Source organism: Mesorhizobium sp. WSM4820 (genome assembly GCF_055811075.1).
Map to the genome: position 1 here is coordinate 108099 of NZ_JBVVQN010000012.1, position 26316 is coordinate 134414.

General features: G+C 62.9%; 23 protein-coding genes. 10 read left to right on the top strand and 13 right to left on the bottom strand.

The window, feature by feature from the left end:
- Nucleotide 1: 1 nt before the first annotated feature.
- The 3 genes from AC0L2R_RS20140 to AC0L2R_RS20150 are packed head-to-tail and all read right to left on the bottom strand — an operon-like array spanning nucleotide 2 to nucleotide 3342.
- On the bottom strand, nucleotides 2-1351 hold the full coding sequence (locus AC0L2R_RS20140; RefSeq protein WP_473511063.1) for a mandelate racemase/muconate lactonizing enzyme family protein: 1350 nt from the start codon (nucleotides 1349-1351) through the stop codon (nucleotides 2-4).
- Nucleotides 1352-1408: 57 nt separating this feature from the next.
- Complete coding sequence (locus tag AC0L2R_RS20145; protein WP_473511065.1) at nucleotides 1409-2575, bottom strand: mandelate racemase/muconate lactonizing enzyme family protein; 1167 nt, start codon at nucleotides 2573-2575, stop codon at nucleotides 1409-1411.
- A gap of 59 nt (nucleotides 2576-2634) precedes the next feature.
- Nucleotides 2635-3342, bottom strand: a complete 708-nt coding sequence (locus AC0L2R_RS20150; protein WP_027151244.1) for a GntR family transcriptional regulator — start codon at nucleotides 3340-3342, stop codon at nucleotides 2635-2637.
- A gap of 211 nt (nucleotides 3343-3553) precedes the next feature.
- On the opposite strand from AC0L2R_RS20150, the gene AC0L2R_RS20155 reads away from it, so the two are divergent.
- The 6 genes from AC0L2R_RS20155 to AC0L2R_RS20180 all read left to right on the top strand — a co-directional run bounded on the left by AC0L2R_RS20155 (nucleotide 3554) and on the right by AC0L2R_RS20180 (nucleotide 10199).
- Complete coding sequence (locus AC0L2R_RS20155; RefSeq protein ID WP_473511067.1) at nucleotides 3554-5029, top strand: ABC transporter substrate-binding protein; 1476 nt, start codon at nucleotides 3554-3556, stop codon at nucleotides 5027-5029.
- A 195-nt stretch (nucleotides 5030-5224) separates the two neighbouring features.
- Nucleotides 5225-6184 carry a carbohydrate ABC transporter permease gene (locus tag AC0L2R_RS20160; protein ID WP_473511069.1) on the top strand — a complete coding sequence of 320 codons (960 nt, stop codon included), beginning with the start codon at nucleotides 5225-5227 and terminating at the stop codon, nucleotides 6182-6184.
- Nucleotides 6181-7071 carry a carbohydrate ABC transporter permease gene (locus tag AC0L2R_RS20165; protein WP_023797625.1) on the top strand — a complete coding sequence of 297 codons (891 nt, stop codon included), beginning with the start codon at nucleotides 6181-6183 and terminating at the stop codon, nucleotides 7069-7071. The genes AC0L2R_RS20160 and AC0L2R_RS20165 overlap by 4 nt, the downstream gene beginning before the upstream one ends.
- Nucleotides 7072-7081: 10 nt before the next feature.
- The gene (locus AC0L2R_RS20170) at nucleotides 7082-8179 is read left to right on the top strand and encodes an ABC transporter ATP-binding protein (protein WP_473511071.1); all 1098 of its coding nucleotides are present in this window, start codon (nucleotides 7082-7084) and stop codon (nucleotides 8177-8179) included.
- A gap of 82 nt (nucleotides 8180-8261) precedes the next feature.
- Complete coding sequence (locus AC0L2R_RS20175) at nucleotides 8262-9425, top strand: mandelate racemase/muconate lactonizing enzyme family protein (RefSeq protein WP_473511072.1); 1164 nt, start codon at nucleotides 8262-8264, stop codon at nucleotides 9423-9425.
- A 24-nt stretch (nucleotides 9426-9449) separates the two neighbouring features.
- The gene (locus tag AC0L2R_RS20180) at nucleotides 9450-10199 is read left to right on the top strand and encodes a ribonuclease activity regulator RraA (RefSeq protein ID WP_473511074.1); all 750 of its coding nucleotides are present in this window, start codon (nucleotides 9450-9452) and stop codon (nucleotides 10197-10199) included.
- Between the two features lie 64 nt (nucleotides 10200-10263).
- Here AC0L2R_RS20180 and fdhF read toward each other — a convergent pair whose 3' ends face one another.
- The 4 genes from fdhF to AC0L2R_RS20200 all read right to left on the bottom strand — a co-directional run bounded on the left by fdhF (nucleotide 10264) and on the right by AC0L2R_RS20200 (nucleotide 16571).
- Nucleotides 10264-13062, bottom strand: coding sequence for a formate dehydrogenase subunit alpha (gene fdhF, locus AC0L2R_RS20185; protein ID WP_473511076.1), 2799 nt, complete (start codon nucleotides 13060-13062; stop codon nucleotides 10264-10266).
- Between the two features lies 1 nt (nucleotide 13063).
- Nucleotides 13064-14737, bottom strand: a complete 1674-nt coding sequence (locus AC0L2R_RS20190) for an NADH-ubiquinone oxidoreductase-F iron-sulfur binding region domain-containing protein (RefSeq protein WP_473511077.1) — start codon at nucleotides 14735-14737, stop codon at nucleotides 13064-13066.
- Between the two features lie 207 nt (nucleotides 14738-14944).
- Nucleotides 14945-15184 (bottom strand): sulfurtransferase TusA family protein, encoded by a 240-nt coding sequence (locus AC0L2R_RS20195; RefSeq protein WP_031254334.1) that lies wholly within the window; start codon nucleotides 15182-15184, stop codon nucleotides 14945-14947.
- Nucleotides 15185-15314: 130 nt separating this feature from the next.
- Complete coding sequence (locus AC0L2R_RS20200; RefSeq protein ID WP_023797618.1) at nucleotides 15315-16571, bottom strand: molybdopterin molybdotransferase MoeA; 1257 nt, start codon at nucleotides 16569-16571, stop codon at nucleotides 15315-15317.
- 181 nt (nucleotides 16572-16752) lie between these two features.
- On the opposite strand from AC0L2R_RS20200, the gene fdhD reads away from it, so the two are divergent.
- Nucleotides 16753-17643 carry a formate dehydrogenase accessory sulfurtransferase FdhD gene (gene fdhD, locus AC0L2R_RS20205; RefSeq protein ID WP_473511078.1) on the top strand — a complete coding sequence of 297 codons (891 nt, stop codon included), beginning with the start codon at nucleotides 16753-16755 and terminating at the stop codon, nucleotides 17641-17643.
- A complete protein-coding gene (gene mobA / locus AC0L2R_RS20210) occupies nucleotides 17633-18280 on the top strand; it encodes a molybdenum cofactor guanylyltransferase MobA (protein WP_473511080.1) in 648 nt (215 codons plus the stop codon). Before fdhD ends, mobA begins: the two co-directional genes overlap by 11 nt.
- Here the strand turns inward: mobA and AC0L2R_RS20215 are convergent.
- The 5 genes from AC0L2R_RS20215 to AC0L2R_RS20235 are packed head-to-tail and all read right to left on the bottom strand — an operon-like array spanning nucleotide 18277 to nucleotide 23689.
- Nucleotides 18277-20232: a molybdopterin biosynthesis protein gene (locus tag AC0L2R_RS20215; RefSeq protein ID WP_473511082.1), complete on the bottom strand. Its 1956-nt coding sequence runs from the start codon at nucleotides 20230-20232 to the stop codon at nucleotides 18277-18279. The genes mobA and AC0L2R_RS20215 overlap by 4 nt on opposite strands.
- A 7-nt stretch (nucleotides 20233-20239) precedes the next feature.
- A complete protein-coding gene (locus AC0L2R_RS20220; protein WP_473511084.1) occupies nucleotides 20240-21370 on the bottom strand; it encodes a molybdopterin-binding protein in 1131 nt (376 codons plus the stop codon).
- Between the two features lie 41 nt (nucleotides 21371-21411).
- A complete protein-coding gene (locus tag AC0L2R_RS20225) occupies nucleotides 21412-22224 on the bottom strand; it encodes an ABC transporter substrate-binding protein (protein WP_473511210.1) in 813 nt (270 codons plus the stop codon).
- 47 nt (nucleotides 22225-22271) lie between these two features.
- Entirely contained in the window at nucleotides 22272-22994 is a 723-nt protein-coding gene (locus AC0L2R_RS20230) for an ATP-binding cassette domain-containing protein (RefSeq protein WP_128166679.1), read from the bottom strand.
- 2 nt (nucleotides 22995-22996) lie between these two features.
- Nucleotides 22997-23689, bottom strand: a complete 693-nt coding sequence (locus tag AC0L2R_RS20235; protein ID WP_128173391.1) for an ABC transporter permease — start codon at nucleotides 23687-23689, stop codon at nucleotides 22997-22999.
- A gap of 100 nt (nucleotides 23690-23789) precedes the next feature.
- On the opposite strand from AC0L2R_RS20235, the gene AC0L2R_RS20240 reads away from it, so the two are divergent.
- Nucleotides 23790-24665 carry a helix-turn-helix transcriptional regulator gene (locus tag AC0L2R_RS20240; RefSeq protein WP_128166296.1) on the top strand — a complete coding sequence of 292 codons (876 nt, stop codon included), beginning with the start codon at nucleotides 23790-23792 and terminating at the stop codon, nucleotides 24663-24665.
- Nucleotides 24666-24707: 42 nt separating this feature from the next.
- Here AC0L2R_RS20240 and AC0L2R_RS20245 read toward each other — a convergent pair whose 3' ends face one another.
- Nucleotides 24708-24914, bottom strand: a complete 207-nt coding sequence (locus tag AC0L2R_RS20245; RefSeq protein ID WP_031254328.1) for a DUF6494 family protein — start codon at nucleotides 24912-24914, stop codon at nucleotides 24708-24710.
- Nucleotides 24915-25023: 109 nt separating this feature from the next.
- Between AC0L2R_RS20245 and AC0L2R_RS20250 the strand changes: the two genes are divergently transcribed.
- Nucleotides 25024-26310, top strand: a complete 1287-nt coding sequence (locus tag AC0L2R_RS20250; protein ID WP_473511086.1) for a hypothetical protein — start codon at nucleotides 25024-25026, stop codon at nucleotides 26308-26310.
- Nucleotides 26311-26316 lie beyond the last annotated feature (6 nt).

Genomic DNA, 26316 nt, shown 5'->3' on the forward strand with positions numbered 1-26316 from the left:
CTCAGCTCCAGGTGCGATCCCAGGAATACTCGTTGTCCCAGTGATCCGTGGGCTGCCAGATGCCGGTGACACCCGGCTGCAGATGCTGCGAGATCACCTCGTCGACGACGTCGTCAATCCCCAGGCCCGGCTTGTCGGGAACGGTGATAAAGCCGTCCTTCACGAGCGGCCTGGCAACGCCGGTGACGATATCGTCCCACCAGTCGACATCGGCAGAGTGGTATTCGAGCGCCATGAAGTTTTCGGTCGCAGTCGCGACATGTGCCGCGGCCATTGCCGCGATCGGACTTTCTGCCATATGGATGGCCATAGCGACGCCGTGGTCCTGCGCCATGTCGCCGATCTTCTTGGTTTCGAGGACGCCCCCGCTGGTGAGCAGGTCCGGGTGGATAATGGAGAGGCCGCCGCTCTTGAGCAGAGGCTCGAAGCCCTCCTTGAGATAAATGTCCTCGCCGGTGCAGATCGGCACCGTGGTGGCGTCCTGCAGTTGTCGGTACTGCTCGGTGTACTGCCATGGGATCACATCCTCGAGCCAGGCCGGCACATATTTTTCAATCCGCCTGGCGAGGCGAATACCGTCCTGCAGCGAGATGTGGCCGACGTGGTCGATGGCGAGCGGAATATCCATGCCGATAACCTCGCGAACCTCGGCAATGTACTGCTCAAGCAAGTCGAGGCCCTTGTCGGAAAAGTGGAGGCCGGTAAACGGGTGGGGGACGTTGTGCAAATCGTAGGCGGCGTTGCGGGCGCGCCGCTCTTCAAGGGACTTGACCTGGCCGCGGCCGGGCTGGACGCGATACCCATCAAGAGAGCCGGCAGGAGACACGACCGCACCGGGGACATCGGCGATCTGCATCAATCCCAGATCCATCTTGAGGAACGTGAAGCCGAGCGCCATGCGCTGCTTGAGGCGCTTGCCGGTCTCGGCCGGCACAGTGGCGTCGGTATCGCAATAGAGGCGCACCTTCTCTCGAAACCGGCCGCCGAGCATCTGGTAGATGGGCACGCCATAGGCCTTGCCGGCGAGATCCCACAACGCGATTTCGACCGCCGAGACGCCGCCGCCTTGCCGGCCGTGCCCGCCGAACTGCTTGATCCGGCGAAACAGGCGATCGATGTTGCAAGGGTTCTCGCCAAGCAGCCGGCTCTTCAGCATCAGCGCATAGGTGGCGCTGGCGCCGTCGCGCACCTCGCCAAGCCCGACGACGCCCTGGTTAGTGTAAATCTTGAGCAGGGTCGAGGTGAACGGCGCGCCGACGATTTCGGCTACCCGCATATCGGTGATGCGAAGCTCGGATGGCTTGGAGTTTGCGTTCACCCGATTGAGCGCCTCGTCGGCCGTCTTTGCCATGACTTGTCCTCGTTCTGGTGGCTTGTCGCCCGCACGCCGCGCCGGCATGGAGCGTTGCTAGGCCAGCTCGATCTCGTGGGCCTGCAGGTAGTCGCGGTCCATCTCAATACCGAGACCAGGCCTCTGCGTCAGCTTGAGGCTGCCGTTCGAGACATCGAGCGGTCTGTCGATGAGGTGATCGTATTTGCCCAGGTTCCACTCCGACGTTTCGAGCCTGTAGAAGTTAGGAACGGTCATCATCACCTGCGCTCCCGCAACCACGTTGATCGGTCCCGCGGCGTCATGTGGCGAGACCGGGATGTAGTAGGCTTCGCATAGGGCAGAAATCTTCTTGAGCTCGGTAATGCCGCCGGTCCAGGTGATATCAGGCATGATGTAGTCAGCGAGCCTGTTCTCGAGTATCGGCACGAAATCCCACTTCGTGTGGCCGCGCTCGCCCCACGAGATGGCGGCACTGACTTTTTCACGCACCTGCTTGAGGGCGTTCAGGCTTTCGGGCGGACAGGGCTCCTCGAACCAGTCGATCTGGCCGGCTTCCTCGAGGCTCCGACAGAGGCGAATGGCGGTGGGAACGTCGAAGCGGCCATGCGCGTCGATGAGAATGTCGACGTCAGGCCCCGCCGTTTCGCGGATCAGCGCCGTGAGTTCGGCGGCTTCGCGCTCGTCCTTGCGGGTCATGCTGCCATCAAGGTAGCCGTCCCGCTGTTCGCGGGACAGGCCATCGGCGCTGCGACCCTGGTGGGGAAAAGGATCGAACTTGAGCGCAGTGTGTCCGGACTCGACGATGTCCAGAATTTCGCGGACCACAGCCTCCTTGCTGGTGAATTTGGCCTGGTTGGGATGGGTGTAGAGCGCGATTTCATCGCGTACTGGTCCGCCCAGCAGCTCATGAATCGGCTTGCCGAGGACTTTGCCCCGGATGTCCCAGAGGGCTATATCGATGGCGCTCACGCATTCGACGGCGGCGCCGCGGCTGCCCATATAGGTGAAGCTGCGAAAGATCTTGTGCCAGAGATGCTCGATACGCGCTGGATCCTCGCCTGTCACGGCGACGCCGATCTGCCGCAGGATCGTGCAGAGAGCGCGGTTGGCGAGCCTTGTCGTGGTGGTGATCTCTCCCCAGCCACTCACCCCCTCGTCGGTCGTCACTTCGACGAACAGGAACTCTCCCCAATAAGAAGCATCGGACTTGATCAGCCACGGCCGAATGCTCGTGATTTTCATCTCAATCCCTTTATCTGAAATGCTTAGGGCTAACGGTGTTCGAGACTGGACCTTCGTTCCTATCCGGCCCGAGCGGCGTTGCGCGCGCGCATCTGTTCGAGGATATGCCGGCCGGAACCCTCGACATGGCGGGAAACGAGTTCGGCCGCCTTGTCGGCTTCTCCCGCTTTTACGTGCGCGATGAGTTCGCGGTGCTCGCGAATGATCGCGGCACGCCGCGCCAGCGTGAAATTGAAACGCCGGCTCACGGCTCGCAGCACTTCGCGATGCTTCCACCAAAGTTCGGCAGCATGGCGGTTATAGTGCCGCTGGTACATCACGGTGTGGAAAGCGGTATCGAGTTCGCTGTGCCTGAAGGTGTCGGCAAAGTTGTTCTCTTCAATCAGGCCCTGGAGACGTTCGAGTTCGGCGATGTCCTCGCCGGTCGCCATGTTCACAAACCATCGAGTCAGCGCCGGCTCGATCAAAACACCGATTTCATAGATATCCCGGACAAAATCCTGATCTATGGGTCGGACGCGCGCCCCGCGGTTGGGGAGAAAGGTGACAAAGCCCTCCCCGCGCAAGAGCTGCAGGGCCTCGCGCACGGGGTTTGTCGAGGTGCCGTGACGCCGGGCGAGATCGGTGACCACGAGCCGTTCGTTGGCGGCGAGCCGTCCCTCGATGATGTCTTCCCTGATCAGTTCATAAAGCGAGGCGCCCTCGCTGGAGGCCATGGGGTCAGTCTCCACCGGTGGCATGGCTTTAAAATCATCTATTTCGGCCAAGACCGGCTCCCCTGATCAACACATACCCTGCCCGATATCACACACGGATTTCACAAACAATGTACGATCCAGCGCGTTGACAGGCAATCCACGATCTGAAAACGTACAAAATGATCGAAGGGATACATAGAACAGAAAGCGTCCCGCGGTCGAACGAGCTAGACCGCCTTGCCTCGGCGCAGGGCGGCATGGAGAACCAGGGAGGATACCTATGACGAGGATTACGCTCGGCAGTGCGGTCCTGCGCGGCACTGTCGCCACTGCTTTGATGGCATCGCTGATGTCGACATCGGCGCTCGGAGCGCCCGTCGACCTCAGCAAGTGGTCGCCGGAATATGTGCGCACCATTGCGGGCACAGAGGATTTTGACACCGCGGCCGATTGCGCCAAGGTCACCCCGCTCGACTACAAGGGGCGACTGACTTTCTGGTATCAGGGCGTGTTCGAGGGCGACCCCGACCTTTTGCGCCAGTACTACAAGGATTTCTTCGAGACCTTCCGCAAGACCTATCCGAACATCCAGCTCGAGGAACAAGCCCTCACCTATAACGACCTTCTTGACAAGTTCCGCACGGCGCTCCTCGGCAATGCCGCGCCGATGGCGGTCCGCCTGCAAATCCTGGGTGGTACCGAGTTCGCCTCAAAAGGCTACCTGGAGCCGCTCAAACCCGAGGATGTCGGGTATTCCACCGAGGACTTCTGGCCCGGCGCCATGAAGGCCGTGACCTGGGAGGGAGTGACTTACGGCATTCCAACCAACAACGAGACGATGGCGTTCATCTGGAACGCCGACATTTTCAAGCGTGCGGGCCTCGATCCGGACAAGGCTCCGGCAACTTGGGACGACGTCGTCAAGTATTCCAAGCAGATCCACGACAAGCTCGGCATTGCCGGCTACGGCCTCGTGGCTCGCAAGAATGCCGGCAATACGCCGTACCGCTTCATGCCGCAGCTGTGGGCCCATGGCGGCGGCGTCTTCGACGAAGCCACCGCGAACCCGACCTATGAGGATGTCCAGCTCGATAGCCCGCAGAGCAAGGCCGCCCTGCAAGCCTCGTACGACATGTATGTTCGCGACAAGTCGGTTCCGGTTTCCGCGCTCACCAACCAGCAGGCCGATAACCAGCCCCTGTTCCTCGCCGGCCAGCTCGGCATGATGATCTCGCACCCGTCCGACTACGACGTCATGCTCGACCTGCAGAAGAAGGCGACGGGCGCCGACAAGGACAAGGCGCAGACCGTCATCGACAACATGCGCTACGGCCTGATTCCAACTGGCCCCGACGGCAAGCGCGCAGTCGTTTTCGGCGGTTCGAACATTCACATCCTGAAGCCTGAATATGTCGAGGGCGGCAAGGTCGACGAGCCGGCTGCCAAGGCGATGGTCTGCATGTGGACGAGCCCTGAATGGTCGCTGAAGATGGCCTATGCCGGCTCGAACCCCGGCAACCTTAACGGCTTCAAGACCAAATGGATGAAGGAACGCCTGGACAACATCAAGTTCCTCGACGTGACGACCTCGATGCTGCCATACGGCATCCCGTTCCCGGCGCTGCCGCAGGCTCCCGAGATCATGAACATCATCGTCCCGGACATGCTGCAGAATGCCCTGACCGGAGCGATGACCGTCGACGAGGCAGCGGACGACGCGGCCAAGAGGGTAAGAGACCTGATGGGCGGACTCTAATGCATGTCGCGCAAAAGCATGCCCTCGGGCCTGGACCCGAGGGTGTGCAGCGGTTTTGCGATAACGACATGCATAAAATAGCAACCTAAAGCGCGTCGCGTGAGGCCGATCAAACGCGACGCGCTTTAATCCAGGCCTGACCGGCTGCACCGATAGTGCAGCCGGTTCGTTCAGAAGAAATAAGGGCGCGCCACAGTGACGATCGTGACCGGCAAGGCCGAGGCTCGCCGAAGATTGCAATCCGGCAGGTCCGGCGCGTTACGCCAGATCTGGGAGCATCGCGCCGACTACGCGTACGTGCTGCCTGCGATCGTCGTGATGCTGATCGTCATCGCCTACCCCATCTACTACACGATCGAACTGTCGTTCTTCAAGACGCCGCCTGGCCTGCAGCTTCGCGACAAGACCTTCATCGGCTTCGACAACTACACGACCATCCTCACCAGCGAGGTGTTCTGGAGAGTCACCTGGAACACTCTGATCTGGACGCTGGGCTCGACTTTGATTGCCTTTGTCCTGGGGTTTGCCACCGCGCTGGCACTCCACCGCGAGTTTGTCGGCCGCGGTGTTCTGCGCGCGATACTGATCATTCCCTGGGTCATCAGCGCGGTCGCCGCCTCCTATATCTGGAAGTGGATCTATCATTCGGACTTCGGGATCATCGGCGCGGTGCTGGTCGGCCTCGGATTGGCCGACCGACCGCCGAATTTCATCGACAGCGTCAACACGGTTCTGCCTTCCCTGATCGTCGTCAATATCTGGCGCGAGTTTCCGTTTGCCATGATCATGATGATGGCCGGCCTGCAGACCGTGCCCGAGCAGTTGCTGCGCGCCGCGCAGGTCGACGGCGCCAGCGCCTGGCAGCGCTTCTGGCACGTCACCTTCCCGCACTTGCGCAACGTCTCGACGGTGACGATCCTGCTGCTCGCGGTGGCCAACTTCAATTCCTTCATCATCCCCTGGATCATGACCGGCGGCGGGCCGTCCAACGCATCGCATATCTGGATCACCCACATTTATGAGCTCGCCTTCGGCCGGCAGCGCTGGGGCGTGGCATCTGCCTATTCGGTGCTCCTGTTCCTCACCCTGATGACGCTCGGCTACTTCTACGTCCGTGCGCTAAGCGGTAACGAGCGGCAGGAGGGGAGCGCATGAGCACGACTGCCGAGACCGCCCCGCGAGCCCTGAGCCGTCGCCGGATGCGCGTCGACGGATGGCGGTGGACCGGGCGCATCTTCCTCGCGTTCATGCTGCTTTACACCGCGGTGCCGATGATCTGGATGCTGATCACCTCGATCAAGTCCGGGTTCGCGGCGTTGCAATTCCCGCCGCAATGGTGGCCGGACGAACCTACCCTCGCCAGCTACGAGAAGCTGCTCGATCCCCAGAACAGCGTCGGCCAGGACTTCCTCCGCTTCTTCTGGAACAGCCTTTTCGTGTCGACCGTCACGACAATCCTCTCGGTGATCGTCGCCGTCCCTGCGGCCTACGCGTTTTCGCGCTTCAGTTTCCCCGGCCGGAACTTCCTGTTCTTCGCCGTGCTGCTGCGCAACATGTTCCCGGCGGTGATCTTTCTCGTGCCGCTGTTCATCCTGATGCGCCTGCTCGGGTTGATGAACACGCATGGCTCGCTGATTCTCACCTATCTCACCTTCGGCCTGCCGCTGGCGATATGGTTGCTCAAGGGCTTTTACGACAACATTCCGGTGCAGCTCGAGCAGGCGGCGCGCATCGATGGGGCAACGCGGTTCCAGGCCTTCATCTTGATTGTGATGCCGCTCTCGACGCCGGGGATCATCGCCACCGCGATCTATTCGTTCATCGGCGCGTGGAACGAGTACATCTACGCCTACACCTTCCTCACCAAGAACGACCAGTTGACACTGCCGGTCGGCATCCAGCGCTTCTTCTCGGAAAATACGACGGACTTTCCGGGCCTGATGGCGGCCAGTTTCATGATGAGCGTGCCCGTCGTCGTGCTGTTCCTCGTCCTGCAACGATACTTCGTACGCGCCCTTACAGAAGGCGCGGTCAAGCACTAGGGAGTTGCCGATGGCCCACGTGGTCCTCAAAGATCTCGTCAAGTCCTATGGCAGCTTCAAGGCTGTCAACGACGTGTCGCTGACGGTCAATGACGGCGAGTTCGTTGCGCTCGTCGGCCCTTCAGGCTGCGGCAAGACAACCACGCTCAATCTCGTCGCGGGGCTGATCCCGATGACATCGGGCGACATCGTCATCGGCGACCGGGTGGTCAACGACCTCGACCCCAAAGACCGGGACATCGCCATGGTGTTCCAGAACTACGCGCTCTATCCGCAGAAATCTGTTTACAAGAACCTGGCGTTCCCGCTGCAGATGCGCAAACTGCCCAGGGACGAGATCGACAAGAAGGTCAAGGAAGCGGCGCGAGTGCTCGACATGACGCACCTGCTCGAGCGCAAGCCGCGCGAACTTTCGGGCGGGCAGCAGCAGCGGGTGGCCCTGGGCCGTGCGCTTGTCCGCGACCCCGCCGTGTTCCTGATGGACGAGCCGCTCTCCAACCTCGACGCCAAACTGCGCGTGCAGATGCGGTCCGAGATCAAGCGCTTCCACCAGGACCTCAAGGCGACGATCATCTATGTGACGCACGACCAGCTCGAAGCCGTGACCATGGCCGACAAGATGGCGGTGATGAACGGCGGCTACCTGCAGCAATATGATTCACCGGCGCAGGTCTTTGCCCATCCCGTCAACATGTTCGTCGCCAGCTTCATAGGCAGCCCGGCGATGAGCCTTATTCCGCTGCAGGCATCGACGGCAAACGGCAACGCTGTGTTGACCAGCGCGGAGGGCTGGAGCTTTGAGCTCTCGCCGCGCAACGCCCGGAAGGTCGCAAGGGCGACGACCGGGAAAGTCGTGCTCGGCGCACGTCACTCGACGATCAAGCTGCGCAACAGCGCGATCCCCGGTGCTATTCCGGCCAAGGCCTACACGGTGGAGCCGACCGGTGACATCACCTTCGTGCAGGCGTTCCTGTCCGGCGCCATCGTCAACATCAGCGTGCCGCCGAACATTGCCGTCGCGCCCGATGAACAGATCTGGCTCGAGTTCGACCAGGAGCGGATGCATCTGTTCGACGCCGAAACCGAAATGGCCCTCAAGGCCGACTGAGACAAGGCGCCAATTGAAACAGGGCGCCAACTGAAACAGGGCGCCAACTGAAACAGGGGGATGCGTTTGGAACGTGGCGTGGATGACTGAGAAGCTTAAGATTACCGCGATCAAGCCCTATCCAGTGTGGGTAGGAACGCGCAACCAGATGCTCGTCAAGGTCGAGACCGACCAGGGCATCTTCGGCTGGGGCGAGAGCGGCTTGAGTGGTCGGGAGAAGGCGGTGGCCGGCGCGGTCGAGCACTATCGCGAGTTTCTCATCGGCCGCGACCCGATGCAGATCGGCCGGACCTGGCAGGAGCTTTATCGCAGCCAGTACTTCGAAGGCGGACGTGTTCTGCAGGCGGCGATTTCCGCCATCGACATCGCCCTTCACGACATCAAGGGCAAGGCGCTGGGAGTGCCGGTCTACGAGTTGCTAGGCGGCAAGCAGCGCCACCGCATCCCCACCTTCGCCTCGACCGGAGACGAGGCCGAAGGTGACGCTGCCATCGAACGCGCCCGCGAGTTGCGCGCACAGGGGTGGCAGGCGATCCGCTTCTTCCCCGCCGGGCAAAACAGCAGGGACATCTTCGAGCCGCGCGAGTCGATCGGCGCTACCGCCAGCATCCTTAACAGGGCGCGCGAGGCGCTGGGCGACGACGTCGTCCTCGGCATCGATTATCATCATCGGCTGTCGGTGGCCGAGGCGGCGAGCTTCTGCAACAAGCTCGGCCGCGGCGTGATTGATTTCCTCGAGGAGCCGATCCGGGACGAGACACCGGAGGCCTACGAATCGCTGCGTACGATGACCGACATCCCCTTTGCCATCGGCGAGGAGTTTTCCAGCAAGTGGCAGTTCCTGCCCTACATCGAGCGCGGCATTCATCAGTTCAACCGGCTCGATGTTTGCAATGTCGGCGGGCTTACCGAGGCGATGAAAGTCGCTGGCTGGAGCGAGGCGCACTATGTCGACCTGATGCCGCACAATCCCCTTGGTCCGGTGTGCACGGCCGCGACCGTGCATCTCGCCGCCGCGGTAGCCAACTTCGCGTGGCTCGAGACCAGGGAACCCGAAATTAAGCTTGGCTTCGACAATTCCGACTTCTTCCCCGTGCGACCACGGCTCGACGGGACCGACTATCCGGTCGGCGACCTGCCGGGGCTCGGCGTCGAGGTCAACGAGGCGGCGATCCAGGCGGCGAGCTTTCGTTTCTGGGAAGCGCCTCACCTTAAGCGCCGCGACGGTTCTGTTACGAACTGGTAGTTGCCAATTCAACCGGAGTCCACCATGACACATGCTCCCGACATCACGCGGCCGCCAAAAGACCTGATCGACGCGCTGAGCGGGATCGGCGCCGCGACGGTTGCCGGCACGCTTGGCCACATGGGTTTTCGCAATCCGCACATGGTCGGACCGGTGGCGCAGAACCACGGCAAGTCGATCGTCGGGCCGGCGCTGACGCTGCAGTTCATGCCACAACGGCCGGACCTCTTCACCGAGGGAGAATATGCCGATCCGGAGACGCAGCTGCATCGGCACGTGCTTTATCACGCGCAGGCGGGCGATGTGGTCGTGGTCGACGCGCGCGGCGACATGAGCTCGGGCGTCTTCGGCGATATGATGTCGACGTATTTCAAAGGCAGGGGCGGCGCCGGCATCGTCATCGATGGATGCATGCGCGACCGGCCCAATGTTGAAAAGCTCGATCTGCCTCTATGGCTGCGCGGCTGGACGCCGAATTATCACGTCCAGACCAGCATCTATCCCAATGCCGTCAACGTTCCGATTGCCTGCGGCGGTGTCACGGTGATCCCCGGTGACATCATCGTCGCCGACGACGACGGGGTGGTGGTGCTTCCTGTCGCAATGGCCCCGGCGGTAATCGAAGAATCACAGAAGCATCACGATTGGGAGGAGTTCTCGCGAGTGAAGCTGATGGAGGGCGGGCCGTTGCAACGCTACTATCCGCTGCATGACGATGCCCGCGGGGAGTACGAGGAGTGGCGCAAGACAAACCGCTTGGAGAACCCCGGTTAGCGCATGGATTACCCCGTGGCGGGCGGCAGCGGGCAACCGTTCACAGATGGCGCGCGGTACTGGTTTATTCGGCAGCTTCGGCAGCTTCGGCCCTCGCCGCCGGCGCAATTCGCGCGGCGCAGTATTTGAACTCCGGGATCTTGCCGTAGGGGTCCAGCATCGGATTGGTGAGCATGTTGGCCGGACTTTCGTTGAAGCAGAACGGCATGAACACCATGCCGTCGGCGACCTCCCGGTCGGCGCGCAGGATGGCGTCTACCGTCCCGCGCCGGGTCTCGACCGCAATCATCTCTCCTTGGCGCAGGCCGTGCCGCTTGATCTCGTAAGGGTTCATCGCAGCGATGCCTTGTGGCTCGATCGCGTCCAGCACGCCCGCCCGGCGGGTCATGGAGCCGGTGTGCCAATGCTCAAGCAGGCGGCCGGTGGTGAGCACCAGTGGAAACTCTTCATCGGGCACTTCGTCAGGCGGCAGCAAATCGGCCGGCACGATGCGGCCGCGTCCGTCCGCAGTCGGGAATCCGGACGAGAAGATGATCTCATTGCCAGGCTTGTCGGGACCGTCGGCCGGATAAATAACCGATCCCTCGCGTTCGATGCGGTCCCAGGAGATATGTTTCAAGGACGGCATCACATCAGCCATTTCCGCATAAACATCCGAGACATGGCCGTAATTCCAGTCCAGACCGATGCGCCTCGCCAGTTCGACTATCAGTTCCCAATCCTGGCGGGCTTCGCCCGGCATGTCGAGCGCCGGCCGGCCGATCTGCACCTGCCGGTTGGTGTTGGTGTAGGTGCCGAGCTTTTCGGCATGCGCCGAGGCCGGCAGCACCACATCTGCGTGCCAGGCGGTCTCGGTCAGGAAGATGTCCTGCACCACCAGATGGTCGAGCATGGCCAGTGCTTGCCGGGCATGGGTTTGGTCCGGATCGGACATGGCCGGGTTCTCGCCCAGTATGTACATGCCCTTGATTTCGCCGTCATGGATGGCGTCGATGATTTCGACGACCGTCAGGCCCCGTTTCGGGTCGAGCGTCTGGCCCCAGAAATTCTCGTACTGGCCGCGGATGTCGACATTCTCGACTGATCTGTAGTCCGGAAAATACATCGGGATGAGCCCGGCATCGGATGCGCCCTGCACGTTGTTCTGGCCGCGCAGTGGGTGCAGGCCTGTTCCCGGCCGGCCGACATGTCCGGTGATCAGTGCCAGAGCGATAAGGCAGCGCGCATTGTCGGTTCCGTGTGTGTGCTGGGAAATGCCCATGCCCCAAAAGATGATCGACCGCTCGGCGGTCGCGTAGGTGCGGGCGACGTCGCGCAGCACGCTCGCCTCGACGCCGCAGACCTCGGCCATCGCCTCGGGCGAAAAATCCTTCACCTTGGCCTTCAGGGCCTCGAATCCGGAAGCGTTGGCCTGGATATACTGCTCGTCGTAGAGCTTTTCCTCGACGATGACGTGGATCAGCGCGTTCAGCATGGCCACGTCACTGCCAGCCTTGAATCGCAGCGAATGCGACGCATGGCGCATCAGATCCTGGCCGCGCGGGTCCATGACGATCAGCTTGGCGCCGCGCTTGGCCGCCTGCTTGAAATAGGTCGCGGCGACCGGATGGTTGGTGGTCGGCCGTGCGCCGATGACGATGATGCATTCGGCCTTCAGCGCGTCGTTAAAGGGTGCCGAAACCGCACCCGAACCGACGCCTTCCATCAGCGCCGCCACCGAAGATGCGTGGCAAAGCCGCGTGCAATGGTCGACATTGTTGGTGCCAAAACCCTGGCGCACCAGTTTTTGGAACAGATACGCCTCTTCGTTCGAGCCTTTCGCCGAGCCGAAACCGGCCAGCGCCTGCCCGCCATGATCCCTGAGGATCGTCTTCAGCCCGCCGGCGGCACGCGCAAGCGCCTCTTCCCAGCTAGCCTCGCGAAAAACGGTCAGTGGATCGACGCCGCGCATATCGGCATCGCCCGACTTCGGCGCATCGTCGCGGCGGATCAGCGGCCTGGTCAGGCGTTCAGGCGACATCGCATAATCGAAGCCGAAACGACCCTTGACGCAGAGCCGGTTCTCGTTGGCATAGCCATTGCGGCCATCGACCTGGACTATTCTGTTGTCCTTGACCGCAACGCTGGTCTGGCAACCGACGCCACAGAACGGGCACAGCGTGTCGACGACCTTGTCGAATTCCTGGATGACCCGGGTCTTGCCTGCCTCATCCATCAGCGACTTTTCGTAGAGCGCGCCGGTCGGGCAGGCCTGCACGCATTCACCGCAGGTGACACAGGTCGACAGGCCCATCGGATCGTGCATGTCGAAGACGGGAAGCGAATGATTGCCGCGCTCGGCCATGCCGAGCACATCGTTGACCTGGACCTCGCGGCAGGCCCGGACACAGGCGCCGCAAGTGATGCAGGCGTCGAGATTGACGGCAATGGCGGGATTGGTGATGTCGAATTCTGGCCGGACATCATCGGTGGCGAATTTCGAGCTGTAGCGAGCGCCGGAAATGCCCATCGAACCAGCCCACTGCCAGAACATCGACTGCTGATCCGGGCCGTCGGCCGCCGGCCGCATGTTGCTGGCGAGAAGCTCGAACACCATCTGGCGCGATTTCGTAGCCCGTTCGGTATCCGTCTTCACCACCATTCCGGCGGAAGGCTTGCGGATGCAGGAGGCGGCAAGCACCCGTTCGCCCTCGACATCGACCATGCAGGCGCGGCAATTGCCGTCTGGCCGATAGCCGGGCATGTCGACATGGCACAGATGCGGTATCCTGGTGCCTTCGCGCTTTGCAACGTCCCAGATCGTCTCGTCGTCAGCGGCTGTGACCGTCTTGCCGTCGAGGGTGAAAATGACGCCATCTGCCATTTCAAAGATCATCCCTAAAATGCGTCAAAAGGTGATTGACCGGATTGGGCGCCGCCTGGCCGAGACCGCAAATGGAGGAATCGCGCATCACTGTTTCAAGGTCGCGCATCGCCGTCTCATTCGGCACGCCCTTCTCTTTCAAGAGCGTTACCAGCTTTTCGGTTCCTTCCCGGCACGGCGTGCATTTCCCGCAACTCTCATGTTTGAAGAAATTCATGAGATTGAGGGTCACATCCCTGATGTTGTCGGCTTGCGAAAGCACGACCACCGCATGTGAGCCGACAAAGGCGCCCTGTTTGGCGAGTTCGCCGCCGAAATCGAGTTCAATGTCGCCCATCGACGCCGGAAGGATGCCGCCCGAGGCTCCACCTGGCAGATAGGCCTTGAATTCATGCCCGTCTGCCATGCCGCCGCAATAATCCTCGATCAGTTCGCGCACGGTGACGCCAGCCGGGGCCAGCTTGACACCCGGCTCCTTCACATGCCCGGAAACCGACCAGGAGCGAATTCCCTGATGGCCGGGCTTGCCCTGCGCGGCGAACCATTCGGGTCCCTTCTCCACGATGTCGCGAATCCACCACAGCGTCTCGACATTGTGGTTGAGTGTCGGGCGTCCGAAAAGTCCGACTTCGGCAATATAGGGAGGCCGGTGGCGGGGCATGCCGCGCTTGCCCTCGATGCTTTCCAGCATCGCGCTTTCCTCGCCGCAAATATAGGCGCCGGCGCCGCGCCGAAGGTCGATGAAACCGGGCTTGACGATGCCGGCTGCCTCGAGCGCCGCGATCTCGGCGCGCAAAATGGCGAGCACGGCAGGGTATTCGTCGCGCATGTAGAAATAGATGCGCTCGGCCTCGACCGCGTGGGCGGCGATAATCGCGCCTTCGAAGGTGCGGTGCGGATCCTTTTCAAGATAGATGCGGTCCTTGAAAGTGCCAGGTTCGCCTTCGTCGCCATTGATCGACATCAGCCGCGGCCCTGGATAGCCGCGCACGAAGTTCCATTTCTTGCCGGCCGGAAAGCCGGCGCCGCCGAGACCGCGCAGACCGGCGTGCTCCATGATCTCGATGATGGCGTCAATGCCGGTCTCGCCCGCCTTCACCTTCCGGAGAAGCTGATAGCCGCCAGCGGCCCGATAGGCATCGAGGCCAACATAATCGGGCACGACAACTTTCGTATCGCCCGAGCGAGCCAGATCGATGAGGATATGGCTGCTGGCTTGGTCGACCTCACGGTCGCCAATGCGCGCCGCGGGCGCTGCGGCGCAGCGGCCCATGCAGGGCGCACGCATGACGCGGACCGTGTTTGGGTCGGCCTTGGCGGCCAGTTCGCCAATCAGGTGTTCGGCGCCCGCCAGCATGCAGCTTATCGATTCGCACACCCGGATTGTCAGCGGCGCGGGTCTCGCCTCGCCTTCCCTGACGATATCGAAATGGTCGTAGAAGGTCGCGACCTCGTAAACCTCCACCTGGGACAGGCGCATGTCTTCGGCAAGCGCTCGCAGATGCGCGGCCGACAGACAACCGTAGCGGTCCTGGATCAGATGCAGGAATTCGATCAACAGATCCCGGCGCCGTTCGCGATGGCCAAGAAGTTCCCGGACCTCGGCCAGGGCAACATCATCCAGCGCCCGCCCTTTGGGTCCGCGATCGGGAGATCGCCGTTGCTGCATTGTCATCCTCTCTCCTCCCGGACCCTTCGTCTGAGGAAGGCGGCTCCCGCCACCAATGTGGTTGTGAGCTCCCTCAGCCCGGCGCACCTTGGATCAAGGACTTGGCACACAAATCGACTTGGCAGACAAGTTGAACCAAATGCCGGTTTGACAATTTTAGCATGGCCGGGGCGCCGCGACAGAACTGATCTGCGCCCTGATTTGTCGCACGGCCTATACCGGGGCAGCTTGCGCCTTCTCGATCAAAAAAACGATGTGGTCTCCCTGCCGTTGCATCGCCTCCAGGCGGTCGCCCATTTCGTTGATCAGATTGGGAATGTCTATGGCTGCCAGCGGATCGGTGCAACGGACCTCAAGGCGCTCGCCTGGGCTTATGCCGCTGAGCGCCTTGCGGGTTTTCAGCGCCGGCAAGGGACATTTCAATCCCGTCAGATCGAGCTGTCTCGTCGTCATGGTGGCGCACCATGGCGGACCGCTTACCGGTCGTCAACGGTCGCCGACCCAGGGTATACTGCAGTTGAGAGCGGCCAGGCGTCGCACCGCATTTTGGCATACTGCATGCCCACCGGCTCGACGGCGTTCGTCAGTACAGGTCCGAATAGGCAAGGAACTGAACGGTCTGGCCCGGCTCGACCTCGGCTATTTCCTCGCCGAGTTCGACAAGGCCGTGCGTTTGAACCAAAGAAGACAGCATGCCAGCGCCCTCGCGCGGGAATTTGACGGCTTCATATGTGCCATCCTGCGTCCCACGCAGGCTTACCCGCACATATTCGCGTCGCCCCGGCTTTTTGCGGTAGGAGAAGGCGGCCCGCACCGGCCGCGAAATTGGTGGCTGCTGCCGTGCGCCGGCCAGTGCAAAGATCGCGGCGCGCGCAATATGGGCGAATGTGACGAAGCTCGCCACCGGATTGCCGGGCAGCCCAATGAAGGCTGTTCCCCTGATCACCCCCATGGCGACCGGCCGGCCGGGTTTTATGGCCACCCGCCAGAAGACCAGGGTGCCCACACTTTCGACGGCGGCCTTGACGCAGTCGGCCTCCCCGGTCGAGACCCCGCCGGACGCCAGGATCAGGTCCTGTCCTGGCGCAGCCTTGCTCAGCACATCCGCGATCAGCCTGCTGTCGTCGATCAGAATGCCCAAATCGGTGGTCTCGCAGCCCAATCTTGCCAGCATGGCCATCAGCATGAAGCGGTTCGAATCGAAAAGCTGGGCCGGTCCCCGGACCTTTCCCGGCGCGACGATCTCGTTGCCGGTCGAGAAGATCGCGACGCGAACTTTGCGCCGCACATCGATCTGCGTCATGCCGAGCGCCGCGGCGAGCGCAACATCCTGCGGGCGCATGCGCTGGCCGGCCTGCAGGACCACCTTGCCTGCTGCGACGTCCTCGCCCGCCGGCCGCACGTTGGCTCCTCTTTTCAGGCCGGGCGGAAGAATGACCCTGCCGGTATCGTCGACACGGACATCTTCCTGCATGTAGACCGTGTCTGCCCCCTCCGGCAGCGGAGCGCCGGTGAAGATGCGTATGGCTTGTCCGGGCGCGGCGTGCCGATCCGGCGCCATCCCAGCCTGGATCCTGCCACTCACCGGCAAGGCTTTTTCAACGGTTCCCGGCAGGTCGTCGCCGCGCAGTGCATAGCCGTCGACGGCTGAGTTGGTGAAAGGCGGCAGGGGCAGCGGCGCCACCAGATCACTCGCCAGGACGCGCCCATCGGCAATCGCCAGCTGGACGGTTTCGGTCTCGTCGACAACGGTCAGCCGTGAAGCAATCAGTGCGGCTGTATCATCGAGCGATCGCATCGGGCCGCCGAAAGCGAAGCAGTCATCTGAAAGTTGCGCCATCGAGCCTTCAGCCTCTATGGATCTGGCCGAGCCGGCAGCTCGGCGCCATCCGGCAAACCCAGTCTGCGCCTGTGCGCGCTTTTGTGGACCGGCATCGGTTTGAACAGGCTATATAGTGCAGGTCAAGCCGGAGGTAACGCGTCCACTCCGGCGAGCGGGATTGCAATTTCAAGAGAGCGCCATGCAACAGATGAAAACCAGACCAGACCCCGCCATCATCATGCCGAGCCCGGATGACATCCGATTGACCGAACAGGTCAGCGGCATCGATCATACGGGCGCCGCTATTCAAATCCGCGTCCCCGTTGAACGCCCGCTGACGCTCTATCTGAATGCCCAGGAGATCGTCACGATGATGACGATCGGCGACTATCCCGAATATCTGGCGCTGGGCTACCTCCTCAATCAGAACATGCTTAAATCTGACGACGTCGTAACCGAGGTCGAATATGACGACGACGTGCAGGTCGTGGTCGTCCGTACCGAGCGCAACACAAATTACGAGCAGAAGCTTAGAAAACGGACGCAGACTTCAGGCTGCGCGCAGGGGACCGCTTTCGGCGATCTTCTCGAGGCGCTCGATATCACTCTGCCGCCAGCCGCGCTGCACACCTCCTGGCTTTACCAAATGACCCGCACGATCAATACGACGCCGTCGCTCTATCTTGAAGCTGGCGCGATTCATGGCTGCGTGCTTTGCAAGGAAGGCACGCCGATCTGCTACATGGAGGACGTCGGGCGCCACAACGCCGTCGACAAGATCGCCGGCTGGATGTATCGCCACGGCATCGATGCCGCTGACAAGATCCTTTACACGACGGGCAGGCTGACGTCGGAAATGACGATCAAGACGGTTCGAATGGGCATTCCGATCCTCGTCTCGCGCTCGGGTTTCACCGCGTGGGGAGTAGATCTGGCGCGTCAGGCCGGCCTGACGCTGGTCGGTCGGGCGCGCGGCAAGCGGTTCGCCGTGCTATCGGGCGCGGACCGCATCGTCTTCGACCAGGACCTCGCTTCCGTCGACGAGGAAGCACCGCGTCACAGACGCAAGGGAGCTGCCGATGGCGAATGAGCCGATGGCGAATGAGAAGGTGCCGACCCTGGGCGTCGTTCTCGCCGGCGGGCTCGCCCGGCGCATGGGTGGTGGCGACAAATCGATGCGTCGGATCGACGGACTCACCATCCTCGAGCGTGTCCTCGAGCGCCTCAGCCCGCAATGCGACGGGCTGTTGCTGAACGCCAATGGCGACCCTGCCCGCTTCGACCGCTTTCGCCTACCAGTCGTCGCCGACCCGGTCGAGAATTATCCGGGCCCGCTTGCCGGTGTGCTTGCGGGCCTCGACTGGACCGCGGCGAACAGGCCCGATGTCGAATGGATCGTCAGCGTCGCAGCGGACTGTCCTTTCTTGCCGCGCGACCTCGTCGAACGGCTGCATCGGGCGCGCATGGCGAAAGCTGCGGATCTAGCGGTGGCGATGTCAGCGGGTCGGACGCATCCTGTCATCGGGCTGTGGCAAGTGGCGATGCGAGATGCGCTACGCCATGCACTGGTCGAAGAGGGCGTTCGCAAGATCGACCTGTGGACGGCTCGCTACAAGGTTGCAACCCAGTCCTGGCCGGACAAGCCGGTGGATCCCTTCTTCAATGTCAACACGGTCGAAGATTTTGCCGAGGCCGAACGGCTGGTTGGGCACCTTGCCGACCCTTAACCCGGTCGGGAAAAACCCATGCGCTCGACCGCCTCGTTGAATTCAGGCGAAGCGAGCGCGGCAAGGAAGGCCTGCACCGCGGGTCGCTGTTTGCGGGCAGAGACCAGCGCGAAATCATAATGCTCTTCCTTCAAAGCAATGAAATCGAGCCCGGCTGAGTGCGCTACCGGCGCAATGGTGACGCCCCAGTCTGCTCGGTTCTGCGCCACGGCCGCCGCGACGGCATTGTGCGAGCGGGGCTGATTCCAATATCCGTCGGGACGCGCCGCACCAAGCAGTTGGTCGATCAGGATGCGCGTACCCGAGCCCTGGTTGCGGTTGACCATCATGCAATTGGGATCGGCGAGTGCGGCTCGCACCGCCTCCTCTGGGTCGGTCCCGTGGAAGCGCAGGTCGCCCGGTCGGTAGACGATGCCCTGCATGCGTCGCCATCCCGGCACGAGTTCGAGGCCTTCGCTCAGGAACGGCGCATTGTAGCTTTGCGTCCTGGTGTCGAAGAGATGGATGGGCGCGATATCGCACTCGCCCCGCTTGGCCGCGGCAAGGCCGCCCAGGCTGCCGACCGCGATGGACCGCACCGTCAGGCCGGCGCGAAACAGAATGCCCACGACAAGATCGAGGCCGGTGCAATTGCTGCCGATCACCACGAGATCGGGAACACGGACGTGCGGCGTGAACAGCGTCACCGACGCCTCGCTTCCGGCAGGCATATTGTCGGCTAGAGCTTCGATGCTGATGAAGCCGTCGGCCTGGGCAAAGGACGTTATCGCCCCCGAGCCCTTGCCTGTGGGGTAGGCGACCAGTCCCTGCTCACCCTCGACCAGCGATACCATCACGAACTCCGTGCGGCCGAGTTCGGACTGAATGCGCAGTGGGACCTTTGCAGCGACCTTCGCTTCGGTCCGAGGCGGCAGGCCCGCCATGCGGCGCAGCACGGGTACGATCATGTCGTGGAAGGTGAACATGGCCGAAGTCGGGAATCCCGGCAGCACGACGACCGGCTTGCCGTCGCAGACGGCGAGGCAAAGCGGCTTTCCCGGCTTCAGCGCCACGCCATGGGCAACGATGCCGGGCGCGCCGAGACGGTTCACGATGCGGTGGCTGACATCACCCGCGCCCTTGGACGTCCCACCCGACAGTATCAGCACGTCATGCGCCGCCAGCGCCTCGCGCATGGCGGCTTCGAGTGTGGCTTCGTCATCCGGATAGGCGCCGAGAAAGCTCGCCTGGCCCCCATTTTCGGTTATCGCGGCGCTGACGATTGCGCCATTGGCGTCGTAAATGCCGGCGGGTCGCAGGGTGTCGCCTGGTTGGACAAGTTCGTCGCCGGTCGACAAAACCGCCACCCGCAGCTTGCGCGCCACCGTCACCAGCGCAATTCCACAGGCGGCAAGCATGCCGATTTCACGCGAGCCGATCACCGTTCCGGCGCGCAGCAGAACCTCACCGCGGGCAATGTCGGATCCGGCATGCGAGATGAACTGGCCGGGCGAGGCTCCGCGCCTGACCTCGATGGCATCGCCTTCGGCTGGGTGTGTGTGCTCCACCATGACGATGGCATCGGCGCCGCGCGGCACCGGCCCGCCCGTCGCGATCGAGGTGGCGGTGCCTGCGAGCACAGGGATTTGCGGGGCGACACCGCAGGCGATGGTTTCGCGGTTGAGCAGGAGCCTGGCAGGAAGCGCCTCCGACGCGGTGGCCATGTCGGCGGCGCGCACGGCAAAACCATCGACGTTCGAACGGTCGAAGGGCGGCACGTCGATCGGAGCCGTGACATCATCGGCAAGCGGCAGCCCAAGCGCATCCGCCAGCATCAGTTCTTCGGTCGGGGTCGTCCTGGGAAATAGCACCGCCTCGAAACGGGCGAGCGCCTCGTCGCGCGACAGGACCGTCAGGAACTGCTCCTGGCCGGTATGCTCCTGGCCGGTATCTGGGCGGGTGGATCTGGTCATCACCGACTCATCTGGGATCGTCGAACACAAAGGCGCCGACAGCTGTTCCCGCGGCCCAACCCTCACTGCCCCCTGGAATGGCAAGCCATGCATCCGCCAGGCGGATCGCCTCCAGCGAAAAATCTCCTATCGCAAGCGGCCGCCATCTGTCTTGTTCCTGCTTCAGCAGGACGATCTCGGCCAGTCCGACCGTGGACGAGATTTTCCGCTCCAGCGCCAGGACCGTCTGTCGCCGGGCGCTCCTGTCCGTCAGGCGATCGATAGCCGGCTGAACCAGCGCCAGAAAGGCGGCAAGAGCCTGATCGGGCGCGCCGGGCAGAGCAATGATCGGGACCGCATCGAGCCGTCCGATCGCCGCGGTTCGGCCGGGCTGTAGCGCTATGTTGTGGGCGATGAGCGCCCCACGCGCGGCAAGCGCGTCGGCTGTAGCGTCGGCGCGCCCCGCACCAGTGCCTCCAATCAGGATGATCAGATCGCCGGCTGCATTGCCAAGCGCCTGGGCGACGGATTTGGCGTCGCGCGAAACCGTTTCGATATCGAACACCGTCGCGCCAGAAGCTCTTGCGAGGTCGGCGACAAGATGGCCCGTGAAAGTATCGCTCGTTGGGGCGGCGATATCGATCAGGCGCACCTGCGGCATCCGCACCGCAATTTCACCAATCCCTGCACTTCGCACGGTCAGGAGGTCCGCGGCCGACAGCCTGTGCCCAGCAATGATCAGCGGTCGGCCCGCCGCCATGTCCTCGCCAGCGCGTCGCACGCCCTGGCCCGGAGCTGCTTCATCGAGCGCCTGGGGCATCGGGCCGCTGCAATCGATGAGATCGGCCTCGAGAACGCAATCGCATCCCTCCGGCATGGCGCCGCCTGCTTCTATCCAGACCGGAAATGCCATCAGCGGCAGCGGCGAATAGGCCGACGCACCGGCAAGATCGAGCGCGCGGCACGCCCAGCCATCTGTCTTTGCCGTGTCGCGGACCGGCTGCGCGCGTGCCAGGGGCGGCATGGCGGCGCCGATCTTCCCAGGCGTCTGGTCAAGCGGCAAAAGAGTGGGCGCGACCGGCTCCACTCCGTCGAGGAGTGCGGCGAGAGCCGCTTCGAGACCGGTCAGCGCGCCGATGGAAGGCTGCATTCTCATCATGTCCGATGATGGGGCAGATGCGAACCGCTTTGCAACCGACTTCAGGAGCGCTGCTGCTCAGCGTTCGGGAAGAAGAGTTGCTGGCCGTCAATGGTGTACGCGCCGATCGCCTGCTGTCCTTCCGGCGAGATCAGCCAATCTATGAAGCGTTGGCCGGTTTCGGCCTTGACGTTCGGATGCCTCGCGGGGTTCACCAGGATGACGCCGTACTGGTTGAACAGCTTTTTGTCGCCTTCGACCACGATCTCCAGTTCGCCGCGGTTCTTGAACGCCAGCCATGTGGCGCGATCGGAAAGCACATAGGCATCCATGGCGCTGGCTGTGTTGAGTGCAGCGCCCATGCCCTGCCCTATCTCCTTGTACCAGGGGTCCCCCACCGCCGCGATATCGACACCTGCCGCCTTCCAGAGTCCGAGTTCAGCAAAGTGGGTTCCGGATTTGTCGCCGCGGGAAACAAAAACAGCTTTTTTGCTCTGGATCGATGTCAAGGCGACTGCGATATCCGGCGAACCCTTGATGCCGGCCGGGTCGCTTCTGGGCCCAATCAGGACGAAATCATTGTACATCACATCGAAGCGTCTCACGCCAAAACCTTGCTCGACGAATTTCTCCTCCTGCGCCCTGGCATGGACGAAGACCACGTCTGCGTCTCCCCGGCGGCCGGCGTCGAGCGCCTGGCCGGTTCCCTGCGCGACCACCCTCACCTCGATACCGGTCCTCGTGGTGAACAACGGCAGTATGTGGTCGAAAAGGCCGGCATCCCGCGTCGACGTCGTCGAGGCCACCACGATCGACTGTTCCTGTGCGCTGGCCGATGCGCCGCTGGAGGCGAGGAAGGTCAAAATGACCGCAATTGCGGTAAACTGCCGACGGTTCAGCACTGGAAGCTCCATTTCCGCAGTCAAAGAACGAGTTCCCCATGGATAAAGGCTGCAGCTTCTGCGGATGCGGGGCGATCGAAAAAATCACCGGCGCTGGCGTGCTCGCACAGTCGGCCGCGAACGAGGAAGACGACATCTCCCGCGAGCCGTCGCACCTGACCGAGATCGTGCGAAGCCATGACGATCTTGGTGCCCGATTGGGAGGCCATGAGGATGATCTCTTCGACATGGCGGGTTGCAGCGGGATCAAGGCTGGCGGTGGGCTCATCGAGCAGCAGGACCTCGGGTTCGCGCGCCAGTGCGCGGGCAAGCGCCACGCGCTGTTGCTCGCCGCCGGACAAGCGCCGCGCAGGTCGCGCCGCCAGGCCCAGAAGGCCCACACGATCGAGAAGTTCCTCGGTGCGTGTCGCGCGACGATGGCGCGGACAGCCAGCTTGCGCCAGTCCGTAAGCCACGTTGGCGGCGACGGAGCGGCGCAGCATCACCGGTTTCTGGAGCAGCATTGCCCGGCGGCCGAGGCCGCGATCGGTGCGCCCACCCCAGCTCACAGTTCCTGCGGAAGGCGCGGCAAGTCCCATGCAAACCCGAAGCAGTGACGTCTTGCCCGCGCCATTGGGACCGAGCACCAGTGTCGGCGCACCGGGAGCAATCGCCAGGTTCAGGCGGTCGAGCATGGTCGTGGCGCCGGCGCTGAGCGAGACCCGGTCCAGAACGAGAGGAAGGTCGGTCAGCGCGGCCCGCATCATCAAGCCACCCGTTGCTCCGACCACAATCGCAGGCCCCAGGCAGCGGCATTGATGGCAAGAATGAGGCCGATCAGGATGACGCCGAGCCCGATCGCGAGCGGCAGGTCTCCCTTTGATGTTTCGAGCGCGATCGTGGTGGTCATGGTTCGGGTAAAGCCCTCGATATTGCCGCCGACGATCATGACCGTGCCGACTTCGGCGGCCGCCCGGCCGAAGCCGGCGAGCATTGCGGTGATCAGGCTGAAACGGCTGTCCCACAAGAGCGTCGCCACCCGGCCTGTCGGGCCGACGCCCATCGCCGTCAGTTCGTCGCGATATTCGCGCCACAAATCCTCGATGGTCTGGCGCGTCAGAGCCGCGATAATCGGCAGGACGAGAAGCGCCTGCGCGATGACCATGGCGGCCGGTGTGAACAGCAGGCCAAACGCGCCGAGCGGCCCTGATCGCGACAACAGCAGGTAAACGGTCAGGCCGACGACTACGGGCGGCAGGCCCATGAAGCCGTTGACAAGCACGACGAGCGCGGAACGTCCCGGAAAACGGGTCAGTGCCAGCAACGCCCCGAGCGGCAGTCCCACGACGGCCGCAACTGCAACGGCGGCCAGGGTAATGGTCAGCGAAAGCCGCACTATCGAGATCAGCGTCGCGTCGCCACTCGCGATAAGCTGCCATGCATTTAGGCCTTCTGACATACCCTTTCACCTGCGCTGCGTCGTCCTGCTATTTCTGCTGCATTTACTCCGCATTCGTCAAACAATTGAACCTACGCAGGAATATGCATAAGATTGCAGGATGGATTTGCTGACGACTGCAGAAGCCGCAGACTATTTGCGCCTTGGCGAACGCAAGCTTTACGAGCTGGTCGCCAAAAACAGCATCCCGTGCAGCAAAGTGACGGGCAAATGGCTGTTTCCGCGTAACGAGCTCGACCGGTGGGTTCTGTCGGGATTGGCGCGTCCCGACGGAATGATTGCGCCCGAGCCGCCGCCCATAGTCGGCGGCAGCCAGGACGACCTGCTTGAATGGAGCCTTCGCCAGGCGGGCTCTGGCCTCGCCTCGCTTACCGAGGGGACGGCAGGCGGCGTTGCGCGTCTTTTGCGTGGCGAGATTGCCGCTGCGGCGATCCATTTCCACGGTGATGCCGCCGACCCCAATGTGGAGGCCGCGCGCGCCATGCCGCGGCTGCACGATGCGGTGCTGATCGGTTTCACGCGGCGCGAACAAGGGCTGCTGCTGCCGCCGGGCAACCCCCGATCGCTCAACAGCCTGGCCGATGTCCTAGAAAGCGGCGCCAAGATCGCGATGCGCCAGGTCGGGGCCGGAGCCCAAATGCTGCTGGATGTCCTGGTCGCCCGCGCCGGCGCCAGCCAGAGGCGGTTGAACCGGCTCGAGCCGCCATGCCTGACAGGGCCGGAACTCGCTGCCGCGATCCGGACCGGCAGGGCCGATTGCGGCATCGCCACACGCGCCGCCGCGCGCGCCGCCGGCCTCAAATTCGTGTCATTGGCGTGGGAGAATTTCGATCTGCTGATGCGGCAGCGAACCTATTTCCAGCCTTCGATCCAGGCGCTGATCCGCCTCATGGCCGAGGACAGCTTCACCCAGCGCGCCGCAGAACTTACGGGCTATGACACCGACCCGGCCGGGCAGGTCCGATTCTTCCATTGATGTGGGGTGTCGATGGAGCGCCGGGCGCACCGCCGAACCTGTTCAGCCAAGGTCGATGTCGCCTTCGACGACGTGGTGCAGACCCGCGCGTTCGGCCGTGATCACGGCCCTCACGGTCAGGCGCCCCTGCCCTTTCAGTCCCGCATCCGCCACGGCCTTTTCGATCGCCTGCTGCGAGGTGACGCCGACCTGCTTCAGGAACTTGCGCATCGACACGTTGAAGGCATCGGTTTCCATGTTTTGAGTCATAGGATTGCCTCTAATAGCTTGGACTGTGCGGCTGGTCGGGTCGCGATCGCATGCTGTTCCCCGGCAAAGACGCTGCCCGCCAGCGGAACACGGAAACGTATGATGCGCAATGCATAAGACGCTCGCAACAGCTTTGCTCGCTGCTGTTTTCCTCGCCGGCGCGACGGCACATGGTGCGGAACTGCGCGGGCATGGCGGTCCGGTGCGGGCGATTTCCGTGGCGCCGGACGGAAAGACGGTGGCAACCGGCAGTTTTGATACCAAGGCAATCATCTGGTCGCTTGAGACCGGCGAAGCACGCGACGTGCTGCTCTTTCATGAAGGTGAGGTAACTGCCGTCGCTGCATTGCCGAACGGGCGCTTTGCCAGTGCCGGTACGGATGGTCGCATCGCGATCTGGCAAATCGGTCGAGGCGAGCCGGCCCGCATCCTGGAGGGCCACACCGGGCCTGTCGCCGACCTCGAACTGTCACCCGACGGATCGATGCTGGCTTCGGCGTCCTGGGACACCACCGTCCGGCTCTGGCCGCTTGCCGGTGGGCCAGCGCGCGTCCTCGAAGGCCATCGTGCAAACGTCAATGCGCTCGCCTTCTTGGCGGACGCAACCCTCGTCAGCGCCGGCTATGACGCGACAGTCATCTTTTGGCCGAGCCAGGCTGGGGCGGCTCCGCTTCGGGCCATCATGCCGACGCCGCTCAACGCGCTAGCAAGAGCGTCCGGCGACCGCCTGTTCGTCGCAGGTGCTGACGGGCAGCTGCGGCTGCTCGACCGGCGCGGCAAAGTGCAGGTGGAAGTTCCGGTCTTGGGCAAACCGGTGATTGCTCTCGCCGCCACCCCAGACGCGAACTATCTCGCCGTCGCCGGCATCGGTGATGGAATCCTGTTGCTGGACGCCATCAGCCTCTCCACCATCCGCACGCTCGACACCTCCGGCGTGGCGGTATGGTCGCTTGCGTTCGCGGCTGGCGGCAAGACGCTTCTGGCTGGCGGCGCCGACCATCTGGTGCGGGAATGGAACGTCGAGACGGGCGAGCGCCTTGGAGCCGCTACAGCAGGCAGGACCGATCCGATGGCCAGATACGCAGGCAATCCGGACGCAGAAGTATTTCGCGCCTGCGTTGCCTGCCATACGCTCGACCCGAACGATGGCCATCGAGCCGGGCCGACGCTGCATGGTATTTTCGGGCGCAAGATAGCGTCCGTGCCGGGTTACCATTATTCGCCCGCTTTCCGGAAAATGGACATCGTCTGGACACCGGAAACCGTGTCAGAGCTGTTCGAGCTGGGTCCGAACGCCTACACCCCCGGCACCAAGATGCCTGAACAGACGATCAGCAATGCCGAGGATCGGGCAGCCCTGATCCGCTTTCTTCAGGCCGAGACACGCACCGACTGAACTTCG

What these genes read in the sequence shown, in the direction of transcription:
- AC0L2R_RS20140 (WP_473511063.1), bottom strand. Translation starts at nt 1,351, where the DNA reads ATGGCAAAGACGGCCGACGAGGCGCTCAATCGGGTGAACGCAAACTCC.
- AC0L2R_RS20145 (WP_473511065.1), bottom strand. Translation starts at nt 2,575, where the DNA reads ATGAAAATCACGAGCATTCGGCCGTGGCTGATCAAGTCCGATGCTTCT.
- AC0L2R_RS20155 (WP_473511067.1), top strand. Translation starts at nt 3,554, where the DNA reads ATGACGAGGATTACGCTCGGCAGTGCGGTCCTGCGCGGCACTGTCGCC.
- AC0L2R_RS20165 (WP_023797625.1), top strand. Translation starts at nt 6,181, where the DNA reads ATGAGCACGACTGCCGAGACCGCCCCGCGAGCCCTGAGCCGTCGCCGG.
- AC0L2R_RS20170 (WP_473511071.1), top strand. Translation starts at nt 7,082, where the DNA reads ATGGCCCACGTGGTCCTCAAAGATCTCGTCAAGTCCTATGGCAGCTTC.
- AC0L2R_RS20175 (WP_473511072.1), top strand. Translation starts at nt 8,262, where the DNA reads ATGACTGAGAAGCTTAAGATTACCGCGATCAAGCCCTATCCAGTGTGG.
- AC0L2R_RS20180 (WP_473511074.1), top strand. Translation starts at nt 9,450, where the DNA reads ATGACACATGCTCCCGACATCACGCGGCCGCCAAAAGACCTGATCGAC.
- fdhF (WP_473511076.1), bottom strand. Translation starts at nt 13,062, where the DNA reads ATGGCAGATGGCGTCATTTTCACCCTCGACGGCAAGACGGTCACAGCC.
- AC0L2R_RS20190 (WP_473511077.1), bottom strand. Translation starts at nt 14,737, where the DNA reads ATGACAATGCAGCAACGGCGATCTCCCGATCGCGGACCCAAAGGGCGG.
- AC0L2R_RS20195 (WP_031254334.1), bottom strand. Translation starts at nt 15,184, where the DNA reads ATGACGACGAGACAGCTCGATCTGACGGGATTGAAATGTCCCTTGCCG.
- AC0L2R_RS20200 (WP_023797618.1), bottom strand. Translation starts at nt 16,571, where the DNA reads ATGGCGCAACTTTCAGATGACTGCTTCGCTTTCGGCGGCCCGATGCGA.
- fdhD (WP_473511078.1), top strand. Translation starts at nt 16,753, where the DNA reads ATGCAACAGATGAAAACCAGACCAGACCCCGCCATCATCATGCCGAGC.
- mobA (WP_473511080.1), top strand. Translation starts at nt 17,633, where the DNA reads ATGGCGAATGAGCCGATGGCGAATGAGAAGGTGCCGACCCTGGGCGTC.
- AC0L2R_RS20215 (WP_473511082.1), bottom strand. Translation starts at nt 20,232, where the DNA reads ATGACCAGATCCACCCGCCCAGATACCGGCCAGGAGCATACCGGCCAG.
- AC0L2R_RS20220 (WP_473511084.1), bottom strand. Translation starts at nt 21,370, where the DNA reads ATGATGAGAATGCAGCCTTCCATCGGCGCGCTGACCGGTCTCGAAGCG.
- AC0L2R_RS20230 (WP_128166679.1), bottom strand. Translation starts at nt 22,994, where the DNA reads ATGCGGGCCGCGCTGACCGACCTTCCTCTCGTTCTGGACCGGGTCTCG.
- AC0L2R_RS20235 (WP_128173391.1), bottom strand. Translation starts at nt 23,689, where the DNA reads ATGTCAGAAGGCCTAAATGCATGGCAGCTTATCGCGAGTGGCGACGCG.
- AC0L2R_RS20240 (WP_128166296.1), top strand. Translation starts at nt 23,790, where the DNA reads ATGGATTTGCTGACGACTGCAGAAGCCGCAGACTATTTGCGCCTTGGC.
- AC0L2R_RS20245 (WP_031254328.1), bottom strand. Translation starts at nt 24,914, where the DNA reads ATGACTCAAAACATGGAAACCGATGCCTTCAACGTGTCGATGCGCAAG.
- AC0L2R_RS20250 (WP_473511086.1), top strand. Translation starts at nt 25,024, where the DNA reads ATGCATAAGACGCTCGCAACAGCTTTGCTCGCTGCTGTTTTCCTCGCC.